The sequence below is a fragment of the Psychrobacter sp. NPDC078929 genome (assembly GCF_050267985.1).
GTDB lineage: Bacteria > Pseudomonadota > Gammaproteobacteria > Pseudomonadales > Moraxellaceae > Psychrobacter.
The window spans coordinates 42,837-59,486 of record NZ_JBNNFX010000002.1; the positions used below are offsets into that span (position 1 = coordinate 42,837).

15 protein-coding genes are annotated in these 16,650 nt (G+C 42.5%); 8 read left to right on the forward strand and 7 right to left on the reverse strand.

Translation table 11 applies throughout. The features are described 5' to 3' along the window. Positions 1-48 precede the first annotated feature (48 nt). From ACQKCG_RS01430 to fdx, 7 genes are all read left to right on the forward strand, one after another. Positions 49-558 carry an Rrf2 family transcriptional regulator gene (locus ACQKCG_RS01430; protein WP_057759222.1) on the forward strand — a complete coding sequence of 170 codons (510 nt, stop codon included), beginning with the start codon at positions 49-51 and terminating at the stop codon, positions 556-558. Beyond that, positions 555-1,781, forward strand: coding sequence for an IscS subfamily cysteine desulfurase (locus tag ACQKCG_RS01435; protein ID WP_101206130.1), 1,227 nt, complete (start codon positions 555-557; stop codon positions 1,779-1,781). Before ACQKCG_RS01430 ends, ACQKCG_RS01435 begins: the two co-directional genes overlap by 4 nt. A 152-nt stretch (positions 1,782-1,933) precedes the next feature. After that, positions 1,934-2,344 carry a Fe-S cluster assembly scaffold IscU gene (gene iscU / locus ACQKCG_RS01440; protein ID WP_057759218.1) on the forward strand — a complete coding sequence of 137 codons (411 nt, stop codon included), beginning with the start codon at positions 1,934-1,936 and terminating at the stop codon, positions 2,342-2,344. Between the two features lie 227 nt (positions 2,345-2,571). Next, on the forward strand, positions 2,572-2,892 hold the full coding sequence (iscA, locus tag ACQKCG_RS01445) for an iron-sulfur cluster assembly protein IscA (RefSeq protein ID WP_021814983.1): 321 nt from the start codon (positions 2,572-2,574) through the stop codon (positions 2,890-2,892). A gap of 173 nt (positions 2,893-3,065) precedes the next feature. After that, positions 3,066-3,647 carry a Fe-S protein assembly co-chaperone HscB gene (gene hscB, locus ACQKCG_RS01450; protein WP_102094270.1) on the forward strand — a complete coding sequence of 194 codons (582 nt, stop codon included), beginning with the start codon at positions 3,066-3,068 and terminating at the stop codon, positions 3,645-3,647. A 209-nt stretch (positions 3,648-3,856) separates the two neighbouring features. Continuing rightward, on the forward strand, positions 3,857-5,737 hold the full coding sequence (gene hscA, locus ACQKCG_RS01455) for a Fe-S protein assembly chaperone HscA (protein ID WP_102094272.1): 1,881 nt from the start codon (positions 3,857-3,859) through the stop codon (positions 5,735-5,737). Positions 5,738-5,823: 86 nt separating this feature from the next. Further along, positions 5,824-6,162: an ISC system 2Fe-2S type ferredoxin gene (gene fdx / locus ACQKCG_RS01460; protein WP_101206134.1), complete on the forward strand. Its 339-nt coding sequence runs from the start codon at positions 5,824-5,826 to the stop codon at positions 6,160-6,162. A 96-nt stretch (positions 6,163-6,258) separates the two neighbouring features. Here fdx and ACQKCG_RS01465 read toward each other — a convergent pair whose 3' ends face one another. From ACQKCG_RS01465 to ACQKCG_RS01485, 5 genes are all read right to left on the reverse strand, one after another. Then, entirely contained in the window at positions 6,259-7,680 is a 1,422-nt protein-coding gene (locus ACQKCG_RS01465) for an adenylate/guanylate cyclase domain-containing protein (protein ID WP_205962089.1), read from the reverse strand. Between the two features lie 311 nt (positions 7,681-7,991). Beyond that, the gene (locus ACQKCG_RS01470) at positions 7,992-8,423 is read right to left on the reverse strand and encodes an HIT domain-containing protein (RefSeq protein WP_057759208.1); all 432 of its coding nucleotides are present in this window, start codon (positions 8,421-8,423) and stop codon (positions 7,992-7,994) included. Between the two features lie 149 nt (positions 8,424-8,572). After that, complete coding sequence (gene mfd, locus ACQKCG_RS01475; protein WP_102094440.1) at positions 8,573-12,295, reverse strand: transcription-repair coupling factor; 3,723 nt, start codon at positions 12,293-12,295, stop codon at positions 8,573-8,575. Positions 12,296-12,512: 217 nt separating this feature from the next. After that, positions 12,513-13,049, reverse strand: a complete 537-nt coding sequence (gene rraA, locus ACQKCG_RS01480; protein ID WP_102094439.1) for a ribonuclease E activity regulator RraA — start codon at positions 13,047-13,049, stop codon at positions 12,513-12,515. Between the two features lie 197 nt (positions 13,050-13,246). After that, positions 13,247-13,948, reverse strand: a complete 702-nt coding sequence (locus tag ACQKCG_RS01485) for an NAD-dependent epimerase/dehydratase family protein (protein ID WP_102094438.1) — start codon at positions 13,946-13,948, stop codon at positions 13,247-13,249. A gap of 464 nt (positions 13,949-14,412) precedes the next feature. Between ACQKCG_RS01485 and rpsT the strand changes: the two genes are divergently transcribed. Continuing rightward, complete coding sequence (gene rpsT / locus ACQKCG_RS01490) at positions 14,413-14,679, forward strand: 30S ribosomal protein S20 (RefSeq protein ID WP_010200097.1); 267 nt, start codon at positions 14,413-14,415, stop codon at positions 14,677-14,679. Positions 14,680-14,834: 155 nt separating this feature from the next. Here rpsT and ACQKCG_RS01495 read toward each other — a convergent pair whose 3' ends face one another. Next, the gene (locus tag ACQKCG_RS01495; RefSeq protein WP_057759202.1) at positions 14,835-15,671 is read right to left on the reverse strand and encodes a histidine phosphatase family protein; all 837 of its coding nucleotides are present in this window, start codon (positions 15,669-15,671) and stop codon (positions 14,835-14,837) included. Between the two features lie 157 nt (positions 15,672-15,828). Further along, positions 15,829-16,641, reverse strand: a complete 813-nt coding sequence (locus ACQKCG_RS01500; RefSeq protein WP_102094437.1) for a metallophosphoesterase — start codon at positions 16,639-16,641, stop codon at positions 15,829-15,831. Positions 16,642-16,650 lie beyond the last annotated feature (9 nt).

Here is a 16,650-nt window from a genome sequence, read left to right on the forward strand (position 1 = left end):
GCTAAGATCGTTGTTAAACATAAATGACATCAAGTTTGGAGATAACACATGCGTTTGACTACTCGGGGCAGATACGCTGTTACCGCATTATTAGATTTGGCATTACAGACCAGCCAACAAGACAGTGCTGTATCGTTATCCGATATCGCCAAACGGCAATCGATTTCAATCTCGTATCTTGAACAGTTATTTTCTAAACTTCGCAAACGCGGCCTTGTCACGAGTATTCGCGGTGCTGCAGGTGGTTATCACCTAGCTAAGCCATTGAATGAGATAGATGTGATGAGCATCATATCTGCGGTTGATGAGTCAGTAAACGCGATGCAGTGTGAAGGACGCGGTGACTGTCAAGGTGGTACAATGTGCCTAACTCACGATCTGTGGTGTGCACTATCAAATCATATCGAACAGTACTTGAAAAATATAACATTAGCGCAATTATTAGATATGGAAAATGTGCAGTCAGTCTCAGAGCGTCAGCACACCTCTACAAAAGATATTTCCATAAAAGACATTAATACTATTACTCTATCGAACAGCGAGGCAAACCCAGCATGAGCCAACATAACAACCTTATATACTTAGATTATGCCGCCACTACCCCAGTTGCTAAATCAGTAGCTGCTAAAATGAGCGAGTATTTGACTGTAGATGGTGTCTTTGGTAACCCAGCTTCACGTTCACATGGTTACGGCTGGCAAGCGGAAGAAGCAGTAGAAACTGCTCGCGGTCAAGTTGCTGAAGTTATCAACGCTGATCCACGCGAAATCGTCTTTACTTCTGGTGCGACTGAGTCTGACAACCTAGCCATTAAAGGTGCGGCACATTTTTATCAGTCTCGTGGCAAACATATCATTACCAGTAAAATTGAGCACAAAGCTGTATTAGATACCTGCCGTGAGCTTGAGCAAGAAGGTTTTGAGATTACGTATCTTGAGCCACAGCCAAGCACAGGTCTTATTCTGCCAGAGCAAGTAAAAGAAGCACTGCGTGATGATACTATTTTAGTATCACTTATGATGGTGAACAATGAGCTTGGTACTATTACTGATGTTGCAGCGATTGGTGAAATCACTCGCGAAGCTGGCGTAGTTTTCCATGTTGATGGCGCTCAGTCTGTTGGCAAAGTAAAAATCAATCTTGAAGAAATGAAAATTGATTTGATGAGCTTCTCAGGTCATAAAGCATACGGCCCTAAAGGTATCGGCGCATTGTTTGTTCGTCGTAAGCCACGTATTCGCTTGAAAGCTGAGCAACATGGCGGTGGTCATGAGCGCGGTATGCGTTCAGGTACACTACCAACGCATCAGATCGTTGGTCTAGGCGCAGCATTTGCTTTGGCTAATGAAAGCTATGAAGCTGACCATGCACATGCAGCCAAATTACGTCAAAAACTTTGGGATGGCCTACAAGATATCGAAGAGATTTACTTAAACGGTGATCTTGAGAATAGCGTACCAAATATTGTAAACATCAGCTTTAACTTCGTTGAAGGCGAGTCATTGATGATGTCACTTAAAGACTTAGCTGTATCATCAGGTTCAGCCTGTACCTCAGCAACGCTTGAGCCATCATATGTACTACGTGCAATCGGTCGCCCAGATGAATTGGCACATAGCTCAATCCGTTTCAGCTTCGGCCGTTATACCACTGAAGAAGATATCGATACTGTTATCAAGCAGATGCATGAAGCTGTTGATAAACTACGTGCCCTATCACCACTTTGGGATATGTATCAAGAAGGTGTTGATCTAAATTCAGTCGAGTGGGCTGAGCACTAATTTCTAATATGGCTTTTTAGTATAGCTAGCAATATATTTATTAAACAATTGATCAGACAATTAAATTAAGCGTTTGACCCCAATTATCGATGAGTAGTTAGACATTTAAAGTTGCTAAACAACTACTCATCATCTAACTAGGAGAAAACCCCATGGCCTATAGTGACCAAGTTATTGATCATTACGAAAACCCACGCAACGTTGGTAATCTTGATAAAAACGCCAAGAACGTTGGTACTGGTATGGTCGGTGCCCCAGCATGTGGCGATGTAATGCGTCTACAAATCCAAGTCGACGATAATGGTATTATCGAAGATGCACGTTTCAAGACTTATGGTTGCGGTTCAGCGATTGCCTCAAGCTCGCTTGTTACTGAGTGGCTAAAAGGCAAAAGCTTGGATCAAGCTGGCGAAATCAAAAACAACGATATCGCTCAAGAGCTAGCATTACCACCAGTAAAGGTGCATTGCTCTGTACTTGCAGAAGACGCTATTAAAGCCGCTATTAGCGACTATAAAGGCAAGCATGGCGTAGCAGCTCCAGCAGAAGAAGCTGCGATCTAAGCTAGGCTAAACCTGCTAGCGTATGCGCTACGTTGTACTAGCAACGCTAAAGTAGCAATGTGTAATCGCTACTGACGCTAAAGAGGTGACAATGACACTTATGTAATTGTCACCTTTTGTTTTCTAATAGTCGCAAGCCTATTGTTTTGGCAATCTTGTAATTCTGGTTGTCAGTTTATCTAGATTTTTTTATTGATATTTATGATTAATAGTCAATGGGAGTTGGCATGATTGAAATGACAGAACGCGCCGCTCAGCATGTTCGAGATTTTTTGGACAATCGCGGCAAAGGCGAAGGCATTCGAGTTGGTATCCGTACGGCGGGTTGCTCGGGCTTGGCTTACGTTTTAGAGTTTGTAGATACCCCTGATGAAAACGACACCCGTTATGAAAGTCGCGGCGTTAGCATCTTTATTGATCCTAAAAGCCTCGTATATTTAGACGGCTTGTTGATGGATTACGAAAAAGAAGGTTTAAACGAAGGCTTTAAATTCACCAACCCTAACCAAAAAGGTGAATGTGGCTGCGGTGAGTCGTTTACCGTTTAATTGTTCAATGGCTGAAAACTAATAGATTTATGCTCAGCAAGCTTTCATAAGAATAGTGCAGTATCTCTGCTATCGCTATGAAGAAATATTAATGTAGTTGAGTAGCCGAGCGATTCAATATTCTTAGCTAGGTCATGACTTCAAAAACAAATAAAAAAGCAAGGCATCAGATTATGACAGATATTACTTCAGAACCACAGTTTGATAACTTCTTTGCCCTATTTGAGCAGCCTGTACAATTTGAAATTAATCAAAGCAATCTAGAGCAACGTTTGCGATTGCTGCAAAAACGCTTTCATCCTGATAATGTCGCCAAAAATCAGACCGATATGGTTCAAGCACAGCTGCAGTCTGAAAAAGCGTCCGCTTTAATCAATCAAGCGTATCAAACACTAAGCGCTCCTGATAGCCGTGCTGGTTATTTATTAGACATGGCGGATCAAGCACAAAATATAGAGCACTCAATCGCAGATTTAGACTTTTTGGAAGATGCGATGCAGATGCGTATGGCTCTAGATGATGCTATCGAAGACAAAGATCTTGCAGCCTTGCAGCAATTACACCCTCAAATTACAGAGCGTCTAGCAAATCAATCTGAGCGCTTTAATAGTGCTTATCAAAATCAAGATTGGCAAACAGCGATTGATGCGACACAGAAGCTAAAATTTTTAGTTAAGCTAAATGCTGATGTGACGACGGGGCTTGATGACGTTGCAAATGCATCGCATTCAGATGACGATGACCTATACGTCTAAACATCTGTGGTTATGGCTTTCACTAACAAGCTAAATTCTATATATTTGGTTAAAATAGTGACCGTGATACCGTATAATCTTTGAGTCTAAGCGCATTAAACTGTCAGAATCCGTATTCCATGGAGTGAGATTACTGACGTTAAGCTCTCGTACTGCATATGCTATATTTGCTCCATTTCACTTATTCATTTTATCTCTGAGTTATCCTTATGTCTTTAATGCAAATTGCTGAACCCAATCAAAGCGCTCAACCTCACCAACATAAATTTGGCTTGGGCATCGACCTTGGTACTACACGATCGTTGGTTGCTGTGGTGCGTTCAGGTAAGGCACAAGTCTTAGAGGCAGGCGCAGCGACAGATACATTATTACCGTCTGTTGTCTATTATCCAGCTACTGGTACGCCATTGGTTGGCTATGACGCCCTAGCTCATTTAGCAGATGATCCAAAAAATACGATCGTCTCGGCTAAGCGTTTTATGGGTCGTAGTCAAGCTGATATCAAATTCTCTCATCCTTATGAGTTATCTGGTAATAAAGATGATATGCCCGCCTTTGTAACGGCTCAAGGTGAGGTGTCTCCTGTTGCAGTATCAGCGCGTATCTTAGCCGCTCTTGAGCAACGTGCAGCAAGTGCCTTACCTGCAGATAGCATCGAGGGTGCTGTGATTACAGTTCCCGCTTATTTTGATGAAGCACAGCGTCAAGCAACCAAAGATGCTGCACAAGCAGCGGGTATCAACGTACTTCGCTTGTTGAATGAACCAACGGCCGCTGCGGTCGCTTACGGGCTTGACCAATCATCAGAAGACAGTAAAAAAGAGAGCTATTACTTAATCTATGATTTGGGCGGTGGTACTTTTGACGTTTCTATCTTAAAGCTTACCGACGGTGTCTTTGAAGTGTTGGCAACTGGTGGTAATAGCGCACTAGGCGGCGATGATATCGATCGTCTTATTACCAATTGGATTATTAAACAATTAAATATCGATCCAAAAGACGTAAGCCTGCACGACAAATCAATACTAGCTCAACAAGCAAAAGCTTATAAACAAGCATTGACTGATGCTGAGCAAGTGGACATCAATGTGGTTGTCAATGGTCAGTCTTATCAAGGCGTATTAAGCCGTACAGACGTGCTAACTATCGTAGAGCCTGTTAGCCGCCGTACCCTAAGCGTGTGCGAACAAGTCCTACGCGATGCCAAGCTGTCTACTACAGATCTAGATGAAGTTATTTTAGTGGGCGGCTCGACTCGTATGCCTGCCGTACAGCAAGTCGTGACTGAGTTTTTTGCTAAGCAGCCACTTTGTCGTCTGAATCCAGATGAGGTTGTTGCCTTGGGCGCTGCCCAAACTGCTCATCAATTGGTGAATGGTGATAGTGACAACAATTTATTATTATTGGATGTGACGCCATTATCATTAGGTCTTGAGACCATGGGCGGTTTGGTTGAAGTACTCATCCCACGCAACACGCCTATCCCTGTGAAGAAACGTCAAGTGTTTACCACGTATCAAGACGGTCAAACAGGCATGGTGATACACGTGGTGCAAGGTGAGCGTGAAACGGTAGAAAACTGTCGCTCACTTGGACGTTTTGAGCTGTATGGCATCCCGCCAATGAAAGCTGGGTTTGCTCGTATCGAAGTTACCTTTAGTATCGATGCCAACGGTCAGCTTACTGTCAGTGCACAAGAAACTACGACCAAAACAGAAAGCAAAATTGAGATTGTGCCTTCTTATGGTCTATCAGATGAGCAAAAAGAACAGTTGCTCATTGCAGGGTTCAAACACGCTGAAGAAGACAAAAACGCGCGTTCTTTAATTGAGACCAAAGTAGAAGCGGAACGTGAAGTACTTGCCCTAGAGTCGGCACTTAACGAATTTGCGGCGTTGCTTTCTACTGAAGAACAACAGTCACTAGCAGAGCATATACAAGCGCTACGTAACTCTCTTAGCACTGATGACTTAGCGCTTATTGAAGCACAACAAGCACAGCTCAAGCCACATAGTGATGCCTTTGCTGCACGTATTATGAATCAAAGCGTCAAGACCAGTATGGCAGGTACTAGTGCCAAAGACTGGTAATAAATACATCGACATATATAGCTTAGCTAACACGTTAAGCTAATTTCTAATATTTTTTAAATTGATTAGCATCGGACAGATAATTTATGCCAAAAGTTACCGTACTACCCCATCACGAAATCTGCCCTGAAGGCGCAGAAGTTGAGTTGCAAGCTGGTGAAAACTTATGCAAAGCACTACTAGAAAAAGGCATTAAAATCGAGCATGCCTGTGAGATGTCGAAAGCTTGTACTACATGCCATGTTGTAGTACGTAAGGGTTTCAACAGTTTGGATGAGATGGATGATATCGAAGCTGATCTACTTGATCGTGCTTGGGGACTAGAGCCTGATTCACGTTTATCTTGTCAGGTCATGCTTGATGACGAGGATTTGACCATCGAAGTTCCTAAATATACCCTTAATCATGCTAAAGAAAATCATTAAACACTGATGATTCTTTCTAGTTAAGATAAAAAAGGCCAGCTATGTGATAGCTGGCCTTTCTCTATATATGATTTTAAGACGATAGACTTGAAACGCTTACTTGCGATTGGCATTCTCACGCTTACTTTCTGCAGCTATACTCTTTACTACTTTTTCTTCCTCTTGCTCGATGCGTTCCAGCGCAAAATTTAAACGAGCTCTAATATCTTGATAATCATTGTCTTTCATATCTTTGAAATTCAAATGCAAATTAAAACCAGGCAATGTGTGGTCGACCCATTTAGATAAATGACCTGTACTGGCACTAGGGTCAAGTACTTGCCATGCATCGACCTTTTCATCAATTCCCTTCAAGCAAAATGCGGCAACGTGCTCACACTCATAGTTATGGCATATATAATCGTAAGTGCTTTCACTGACCAATATCTGATCTTTGCCCGCACAAGACTCAAGCCTAGAGGCTAGGTTGGCTTCTTTGCCAATGATGGTATAGCTTAATCGACTATTACTACCAAAATTACCAACGTGACAGTAGCCAGTTGTGATACCAACACGTATATATAAGCCTTCAAATCCCATTAGCCGCCATTTTTGGCGTAAAGTACGCATTTCCCGGCGCATATCGATTGCCATCGCCACACAATCTAGTGCATCTTGACGCGAGCCGCGGCTATTCGGTTCACCAAAGAAACATACCATGCCATCACCAATGAACTTATCAAGTACTGCACCGTGTTTGTCAGCAATCGATGTCATGCAATGCATATAAGTATTGAGAATATCTGCTAAATTATCAGAACTTAGACTATCAGACAACTCGGTAAAACCGACAATATCCGAAAACATGATAGTTATTTTTGCGCGTTTATTAGAAACCCTAACAGGGCTATCCGATTTGACAATAGGCTCCCAAATTTGTGGTGGTACAAAACGGGTAAGCTTATTGATCACTGATACCATTGTGTTCAGGCGTCCACTAGCCTGATGGGTACGTACTTTAAAAGTAATATGTTGCTGATAGATACGCCAGAACTGGTATAAAATAACGCCTAGACTTGCCACCATTACTATCAATGGTAATAAGCCTTCATCAAAGTCCATACTGTCTGCATTTAAGACTGTGCTAACGTAGAAAAACACAATGATAGTCACAACAGATACAGATAACAGTCTGAGGTGATTCTCAGGTCGGCTAAGAATGATACGTACACCAATCAAAGCAGCCAAACTGATTGATATGACCGTACAGCATTGTAGCGAGCCAATGACAACCGATAATAGAATAATAACGATATTAGACGTCCAAAAGCTGGTCTGGCGTCGGTAGTTATATATCAGGATCATAAGGCTTGGCAATGTAATAATAACCAATAGTGCCATTGAGATAGAGCGGAAGTCGTAGTATATAGCACGCAAAACAACCGTCAGTATCAACACGAACACTTCTGGATAGTCAAAACGACATGTCCCGGTGTCCTTTAACGGTGTCATTGGTTTGAATGTCTCTGAGAAGGTCATATGAGATTCACTTAAATAAGGTGAGCTACCTGAGAGACAAAGGCATACTACACTAACATATGTACGTTATTTGTCCTTATGACGATTTATCATAAGATATATCTAATAATATATTATACTTTTGAAATAAGTTTAAACAAGGTTACTGATGACTATAAGGCGACCTTTTGTCTAGTTTATTCACTGTTTTACAGTTTTTATCCAAATTTAAATAAAAAGAGAGGCCAGATACATTTAAGTATCTGGCCTCTCTTTTTACATATAAAATTAAGGTTCAATCTATTCTTATTGAAGGCAAAATAGAATAATAATTACATTTGCCAATCAAACGGCATTTGGTGATGACCACGTAATGCCATCATCAATGTTTGCTGCATTTGCGCCAATACTTCTTTAGTATATGGGACAGCTGGCACACCCCATACTGGATTTGGCCATTGCATATCATTTTGATAACGGACAATGTGATGAAAGTGAAGTTGTGGCACTTGATTACCAAGAGCGGCCACATTCATTTTATCAGCTTGAAAGGTTTTAGCTAACTGACTCGACAACCAGCTGGACTCTCGTAAAAACTGTGTTTGATCTGCCTCAGACAGCTCATATAACTCTTTGATACCGGAGACACGTGGCACTAATATCAGCCAAGGAAATTGGCAGTCATTGATTAAACGACAAGTGGATAATGGAAAATCCCCCACTAAAAAACTATCAGCAGCAAGTTTATGATGAAGTTGGAACATAATGACGGTTCTCTTGTTGTTTAATGCAAATAAAATACAGAGGGTTAAAAAGTTAGTTGGGCTATTTTATCAGTTATCGGGTTGATAAAATAGCACCATAATTTATTGGTTTAATATGACTACTGAGCCTACTGATATCTAGCCATGTACTAAGCAGGCTCTGTCACCATGTGCTCGCTAAAATAGCGCAGCAGCTCTTGTATGACCGTTACGCGCTGTTGCGGTGTGGCCAGTTTATCGCTATTTTGGTAACGGATACCAGATGCGCCATTCATACGATAATGCTGACCATTTGATTGGATCAATTTAATAATCGCTAACGCATCAACTGGAGTATCTGGCGCAAATTCCAGCGTCATACTACTACTGTTGGCATCAATTTTGTTAATCTTAAGCGGCTCTGCTTGTAAGCGTAATCCATGAATAGCGAATAGCTGCTTGGTTTGATCTGGCAGTGCTCCAAAGCGGTCTATCATCTCCGTACGAATATCTGTCAATGCTTCTTTATCATCGGTATTACTAATACGCTTATAGAACAATAAGCGCTGATGCACGTCATGTAGATACTCTTCTGGAATAAGAGCAGAACTATGTAAGTTTATTTCACTGGTTAGCGACAATGGTGTATTTAAATCAGGCTCCTTGCCAGCTTTAATGGCTTTAGTCGCACGCTCAAGCATATCCATGTATAAGCTAAAACCAATCGCCTGCATATTGCCACTTTGCTGCTTACCCAATATCTCACCTGCGCCGCGAATCTCTAAATCCTCACTTGCCAGCATAAAACCTGCACCCAAAGTATTGGCGCGTTCAATCGCATGTAAACGGCGCTTGGCATCACCTTTGAGTCCTTTTAGAGATGGCACTAGTAAGTAACAATACGCTTGATGATGACTACGTCCTACTCGGCCACGCAGCTGATGTAATTGCGCAAGACCAAACTTATCTGCACGCTCAATGATAATCGTATTAGCATTGGGCACATCAATACCCGTCTCAATAATGGTAGAGCAAACCAACACATTGAACTTTTTATGATAAAACTGCTGCATAATCTGCTCAAGTTGGCGCTCTTGCATTTGTCCATGGGCAACCCCTACCCGCGCTTCTGGCACGAGGTCACGAATAGTCTCTGCCATACGCTCAATACTAGCCACATCATTATGCAAGAGATAGACTTGCCCGCCGCGCAACAGCTCGCGCAAGATGGCTTCTTTCATCAAGGCATCTGTCTTTTGCATGACAAAAGTTTTAATCGCAAGTCGACGTGCTGGCGGTGTGGCAATAATAGACATGTCACGCATGCCTGAGAGTGCCATATTAAGCGTTCTAGGAATGGGAGTCGCGGTCATAGACATACTGTCTACATCTGTCTGAATAGCCTTGATACGCTCTTTGTGACGCACCCCAAAGCGGTGCTCCTCATCGACGATCATTAGCCCAAGGTTGGCAAACTTCACATCAGGCTGTAAGAGTTTATGGGTACCAATCACGATATCTACTTTGCCAGCAGCCAAGTCAGCTAAGACCATTTCTTGATGTTTTTTACCGCCAAAGCGCGACAGGCTCTCAATACGAACTGGCCAATCGGCAAAACGATCGCGGAAGTTGTCTTCGTGTTGTCCCGCGAGCAAGGTAGTAGGCACCAACACAGCAACCTGATAACCAGCACTAACGGCAATAAAGGCCGCTCGCATCGCCACTTCTGTTTTACCAAAGCCAACATCACCGCAGATGAGGCGATCCATTGGCTGATTTTGTCTCATGTCTTCCATAACTGCATGGATAGCATTTGCTTGGTCAGCAGTCTCCTCGAACGCAAACTGACTGGCAAACAGCTCGTATTGAGACGGATCTATTTTAAAGTGAATACCAACTTTGGCCTCACGACGCGCCTGCATGTTAAGTAGCTCTGCCGCAACATCGTGAATTTGCTCTAACGCTTTTTGTTTGGCCCTATCCCATTTGCCACTACCAATCTTATGGAGCGGTGCTAAGGCTGGATCGCCGCCGCTATAACGACTAATCATTTGTAAATTAGCCACTGGCACATAGATACTAGCGTCATCGTCATACTTTAAATGAATAAACTCTTGCTCACCATCACCCACATCTAAGGTAATCAGACCATTATAACGACCAATACCATGCTCAATATGAACAACTGGACTACCATCTGTTATCTCAGTGACGCTCTTAACCAAGAACTCCTCTGATACACCGCTTTGGCGACGACGACGCGTCTGTAAGACTTGACGACCAAACAGCTGCGTTTCACTAATCAACACCAAACGCTCAGGCACATAAACACCGCGCTCAATCGGTGCCACAGTCAGACCGACATGTGGTAGTCGAGCATTATTCATAGCGCTCGTCTTGTCTGCTGCTAAAAATGCTTCAAAGCTATCGTATGCCTTGATGTCAATCTTACCCTTAAACAGCTCGATAAGAATCTCGCGACGGCCTGCGGTTTCTGCAACAATTAGTACTGGCGTTGCTGTTTGTTTTTGAACGTTTAAAAAGTCGAGCAATTCAGTTAATGGCTCAGATTTCTGATGGTTTACTGCCAGTTGCGGCGGTTCTTCGGCACTTAATGTCACCAAGCCTTGCTGCTTAGTAGGCGTTTTAGTAGGCGTTAATGGCAGTTGCGGCTGAGATGAGTCACTACCTTCTAGCGCTGCCACATCATTCATCATAGCCAGTTCATCACGAGCACTTAATATTACTCGTGGATACTGGTTTAACTGCTCGTTAAGCGCGTTAGATAATAGATACAGCATTGCTGGCTCTACGATAGGCTTATCAATATCATGGCGACGCTCTTCGTAGCGGCGCTGGATTTGTGACCAGTAATCAGCTTGTTTTTCATTGATTAATTCATCGGTGATAAATAACGCATCGCTTGGTAAATAGGAAAATAAACTACTCTCCGCCTTCCAGTCTTTTAAGTCAAAAAATAGTGGTTGATAATACTCTAATCCGCTACTAGCAATTCCTGCCATTACGTCTTTGTGCAGCTCAGACTTACGGCTACTGGTATTAGGGAACATCGCAGCAAAGTTCGTGCGAAACGTCTCCCGCCCTTCGTCAAGTGGAAACTCTTTTGCAGGCAAGATTTGAAATTGTTCAATAGGTTTAGAGATATCTGGCATTTTGTGCAGTAGTGACAGCGATTCTTTTGCCATACTGGTATCGTTGCCCGTTAACATCGCCTTCAAATCATCAGCAGTCAATGTACGCTGGGTTTGAGGATGAAAAAAGCGAATCGTTTCGATTTCGTCATCGAACAAGTCTAAACGTAGCGGAAAAGGCTGACCCATGGCAAAAATATCAATAATACTACCACGTACTGCAAACTCACCTGGTTCAAAGACATTTTCAACCGCTCGATAACCAGCCTTTGCCAGTAGCCCTCGCTGGGTATTGATATCAAATCGATCGCCGACACTCAAATCAAAATGCTGTCCAATCAACCAGCTTGGCGGTGCGACGCGATGCATGAGGGCTTGTATCGAAATAAGTAGCACGCCCGTTTTCGGCATATCCGTCAATAGATTGATACGTTCACTGACGATGTCTTGATGTGGAGATAGCTCATCATAAGTCAGTGTCTCCCAGTCAGGGAACACATAAGCATCGACTCCGCAAAATGCCAGCTCAGTCTCTATTTGATTGAGTTGGTTCTGGTCACGTGCTACCACAACTTTTAGGCGCTCGGCAACATTCCACATAGGTGTTTGCACCAAGCTTGCCAACCATAAACTGCTGACCGCCCCATGGACAGGCGCTACCCAACGCCGCTCGGCATTTTGGATAGGAAACAACTGCTGGTTAATAGGGTCAAACGCGTCAGTCAGAGCAGTAATAGGCATAAAGAGTAGAATCAAAGTTAAGGAGTCAGAAAGCTATTATACGAATATTTGAGCAATTACCAAAACTTATGCCGTAACGGTTTGTCACTTAAGAGTTTACTCATTAATGATTAAGGGTTAACAACGATTATTGCGCTTTAACTGTCGTTACATAACAAAAAACCCCAACTTATCAGCTGAGGTTTTCGTTTTTACTAATCAAGCCAAGCCTAAAACTTCAGCTGATAAGTGGTTTATCGCTAGCGATGATGCCATTGTTATCAGCATAAGCAAACATACCCGAGTTCAACGTTAAGTCACCAAAGCTGATTTCGATATCCGTTTGACCTTCATCACGGCGGGTTGATTTGCGCGGGATACAACCAAGCGCCATCACACCAAGATCCATCTCTGCCATGTCATCAACATCGCGGACACAGCCATATATAATAACCCCAGCCCAACCATTATCGATAGCTGATTGTGCAATCATATCGCCTAGTAATGCACAGCGCATAGAGCCGCCACCATCAACGACCAACACCTTGCCATTGCCTTCTTTATCTTTGCCATCGCTATTCAACAGTGACTTAACGCGGCTATTGTCTTCAAAGCACTTAACCGTCACGATTTCACCGCAGAATTTGTCTTTCGCACCAAACTGACGGAATGACTTGCCTTCGATATTTGGCAAGCATACTTGCGATTCAGGATTGGCATCCAATAGATCACAAGTGACAAAATTCCCTCTATCCATTTGTATCGATTCTGACATTGCTCCTGCTCCTTGTTTTAGTGTTTCAACTGACTGGTTTTTCAATACTTATTGATGCTTTGATAATAGTTAATAGTTATTGTGTTTTTTACTCTTATATTTTTGTTCTAATGCAATCTTGTCCCAATGCAATTAACAATCGATATCTGTAACTTTCCAGTTTTAAGACTGAATCTGTCACTAGAAAAACTGTCCTTTTATTTTTTAACACGGGTCATCGCTAGCATCTGCTTATTTTCGATAATATCCGTACGCTTGATTTGAGGTTCAGTACGGTACTTACTACGATGATATATACCATGAGCACTCATGGCCATAGCACTAGCAACGCGCTTAGCCGAGATAGGATGTAACGACAGTGATTCTGATACGAGGGGCGAGATGAGTTTAAAGGCTTTTTGACCAATGCTCTCAAGCGGACGACCTTTATGCTTACCAAGCAATAACGACGGACGGAAGACGACCAATTGTCCGAAATCTAATGCCATAACAGCCTGCTCTGTCTCAGCCTTAACTCGATTGTACAGAAAGCGGCTTTCAATATCCGCATTCATCGAGGAGAGTAAAAAGAAATTTTCTACCCCTTTATCACGACATAACTTGGCAAAATTTACATTATAGTCTCGATCTACCTTGCGAAAAGCCTCATCACTACCAGCTTGTTTTTTTGTCGTACCCAAACAACTAAAAGCATCCGTGGTTCGATCGGCACCGACACTTGCAAACACTTCAGAGAGATTATCAAAATCATTGATTTGATAAAAACGCATGCTGGCATTAATGTAGCGTGGCGGACGACGAGCAATCACAATCAATGTGTCATAAAGCTCACTCAGTTGCTTTACCAAATGCTGCCCTACTAACCCCGTTGCGCCAATCACAATTGCTTTTCGCTGCATACCCTATCCACTTATATAACATTAGATGAACTATATTGATGAGAAAATACCTATATCAAGGTCTATCGTTAGAATATCATACCTAAATTCCTCAATAACTGATGCTATTATATAGGATATATTGTAAGAGATTTTATCAACCCTCTATGTCTGTCAGCGCTTACTAAGGATTTAGTTACTAGAATGACCCAGATTCAATGATATTACGTAACTTCTTTGAGCATTAATCATCAAATATATTGTCCTTAGTTCAATAATTTGCTAAGATAATCGGCTTTACACGTCAACGCTGTTTAATTATTCCAAACAGCTCTGACGCTTACGATGCTCTATTTATATTAGATACTTTAATATCAGACATCGACATCATATTTGACGAGACGGCTGCTCGTCACCGATGATTGTTAAACCCATTATTGCAATCAACATTCATATTTTTATCTATCTTTATCAAGGAGATACGCGTGGCTAATACTGCACAAGCTCGTAAACGCGCCCGTCAAAACACCAAACGTCGTCAGAACTCTGCGTCACAACGCTCTATGGTTCGTACTTACTTAAAACGTGTTGATGCGGCTATCGCAGCTAAAGATTATGACGCGGCTACCGAAGCTTACAAAAAAGCGGTACCAGTTCTTGATCGTATGGCTGACAAAGGTATTATTCATAAGAATAAAGCTGCTCGTCGTAAGAGCCGCCTAAACAAAACAATCAAAGGCCTACAAGCTTAAGATTTGTATTGGTTAGACCGCATTTCGTTTTTATAGCGTAATGACTAAAACCTTGTCACTGGTTCTAATACCGTGGCAAGGTTTTTTTTATGCCTGTTCAAAACGTATTCAACGAATAGTTGCTCTATCAACTCATTCAATGTTTGAACAAAGCATCAATTCCACTGTACTTCTGGCGGCAATAGCAACTTGCTAGGATGATAGCCAGCTGCACGGTAACCGTCTAATAATGAACTAATCGGCCGAGTATATACCTGACCCCGCCAAATAAAATGCGCGCTCGCTTGATCAAATGGCTTATCATCGAACCATAAGAACACGCCTTCCATCATCTTTGGCCAATCATTCCAATCAATCTCTACCACATCGAACATGACGGCCAAGAACGCAGATAGCAACGTGTCATGACTCACAGCGAGCATCAGATGGCCATGCTGCGGCTGATTCTGATAAAAAAGCGACAGAATATCCAAACCGCCTTGATAGGTGTTTTTAGTCCCTTCGAGATTGCCTTGCAAAAAACGATTAATAAAGTTCAGGACGCCAATTTCTTTGAACACAGGATTGGCTATTTCAGGCTCAGTGACGAGACTGCCAGGCTCAACCAACAATGATTGATGCGTAATGTCACGCCGTAGTCCTGCCCCCTCTTGCATCAGCTGCGCGGTATCGATACAACGCCCAATCGGGCTAGAAATACTATCGACGTCGAGCGAATATGGTAGATGACCTGATAACCAACGACCCCAAGACTTTGCCAGTATACGGCCTTTAGGAGTCAACGGTAGCTGATAGCTAGCAAAGCCATTACCATCAGAACGCTCGCGTAAAGAGTGCCTAGTAAATAGTATCAGCCGCTTATTTTCAGGCAATAGGCTAACGGAGGAAATCATACTATCTGGTAGGTGCGAAGGTGCAGGCGCGCTTGGGGTGTGACTCGCAAGCTTGTCAGCAGATATTTTGGACAGGGTGTTATTTAGATATTTACTCATGATAGCAAGCCTAGCAGATTTCTTATCAGGAATGAACCACAGACAAATCTAGTTGCAATATATCTTATAAATACTATGTACTCTTTCGAAAAATGCGTTATTCAAAAGAGTCTATACCTAGAATAAATGGAGATTTGCCAAATATTTACACACGGTCCTAGCCAATATCAATGACTTTGTCCCATGCAAACTCTAATGCCGTACTGCTAACCTCGTTTGGATAAGCTCGTGGATTGACAATCACTCGCGTATTACCAATTTTATAATCAAATGCTTCATGAGTATGTCCATGTACCCATAGCATCGGTGCCCAATCCTCATGCATCCATCCCGATAAGTCACTGACAAAAGCCGCATTACTTGGTAGATTGGCATATTTTTCAGACACCGATAACGCACTGACGCTGTGATGACTCATGACTACTGTTTTTTTACCAAGTTTATGAGATTCGATCAAAGCTTGCTGTAGCCACTGACGATGCTCAGCATGAATCTGCATAGATACTTCAGGTGAAAACAGTTCGTTGCCTGCGTAAATCTGCTTGTAGTCACGCATAAAATGACGAGCAGCGGCCATGGTGTCTTCGTTAGCATGATACTGATAGTCTGTCCAAAGGGTACAACCTAAAAGGCGTATATCACCGATATCGATATGCTGACATTGTAAGACGCGAACCCCTTTTTTAGACGCAGTATCATAGTTATCCCAAGTTGCCAATTTATAGTCAAAGCTCAATACGTCTTCATCAAAGTATTCATGATTACCAGCGATAGTAATCAGAGGAACTTCTAAGCGCGCCGCTTGTTCTTGCAACCACGGCATACCTTTGTCGCTGTTAGCAGTATCTCCTGCTACTAATACTAAATCTGCATCAGTTTTAGGAATATGTCCAACGGGGTGCGATTGACGTGCATAACTATCAATATGTAAGTCACTCAATATCTGTAATTTCATATTATTCAACATCATTTAGTGGCG

Bases quoted from the DNA above. Each gene is read 5' to 3' on its own strand.
- ACQKCG_RS01430 (WP_057759222.1), top strand. From the start codon at position 49: ATGCGTTTGACTACTCGGGGCAGATACGCTGTTACCGCATTATTAGAT.
- ACQKCG_RS01435 (WP_101206130.1), top strand. From the start codon at position 555: ATGAGCCAACATAACAACCTTATATACTTAGATTATGCCGCCACTACC.
- iscU (WP_057759218.1), top strand. From the start codon at position 1,934: ATGGCCTATAGTGACCAAGTTATTGATCATTACGAAAACCCACGCAAC.
- iscA (WP_021814983.1), top strand. From the start codon at position 2,572: ATGATTGAAATGACAGAACGCGCCGCTCAGCATGTTCGAGATTTTTTG.
- hscB (WP_102094270.1), top strand. From the start codon at position 3,066: ATGACAGATATTACTTCAGAACCACAGTTTGATAACTTCTTTGCCCTA.
- hscA (WP_102094272.1), top strand. From the start codon at position 3,857: ATGTCTTTAATGCAAATTGCTGAACCCAATCAAAGCGCTCAACCTCAC.
- fdx (WP_101206134.1), top strand. From the start codon at position 5,824: ATGCCAAAAGTTACCGTACTACCCCATCACGAAATCTGCCCTGAAGGC.
- ACQKCG_RS01465 (WP_205962089.1), bottom strand. From the start codon at position 7,680: ATGACCTTCTCAGAGACATTCAAACCAATGACACCGTTAAAGGACACC.
- ACQKCG_RS01470 (WP_057759208.1), bottom strand. From the start codon at position 8,423: ATGTTCCAACTTCATCATAAACTTGCTGCTGATAGTTTTTTAGTGGGG.
- mfd (WP_102094440.1), bottom strand. From the start codon at position 12,295: ATGCCTATTACTGCTCTGACTGACGCGTTTGACCCTATTAACCAGCAG.
- rraA (WP_102094439.1), bottom strand. From the start codon at position 13,049: ATGTCAGAATCGATACAAATGGATAGAGGGAATTTTGTCACTTGTGAT.
- ACQKCG_RS01485 (WP_102094438.1), bottom strand. From the start codon at position 13,948: ATGCAGCGAAAAGCAATTGTGATTGGCGCAACGGGGTTAGTAGGGCAG.
- ACQKCG_RS01495 (WP_057759202.1), bottom strand. From the start codon at position 15,671: ATGAGTAAATATCTAAATAACACCCTGTCCAAAATATCTGCTGACAAG.
- ACQKCG_RS01500 (WP_102094437.1), bottom strand. From the start codon at position 16,641: ATGATGTTGAATAATATGAAATTACAGATATTGAGTGACTTACATATT.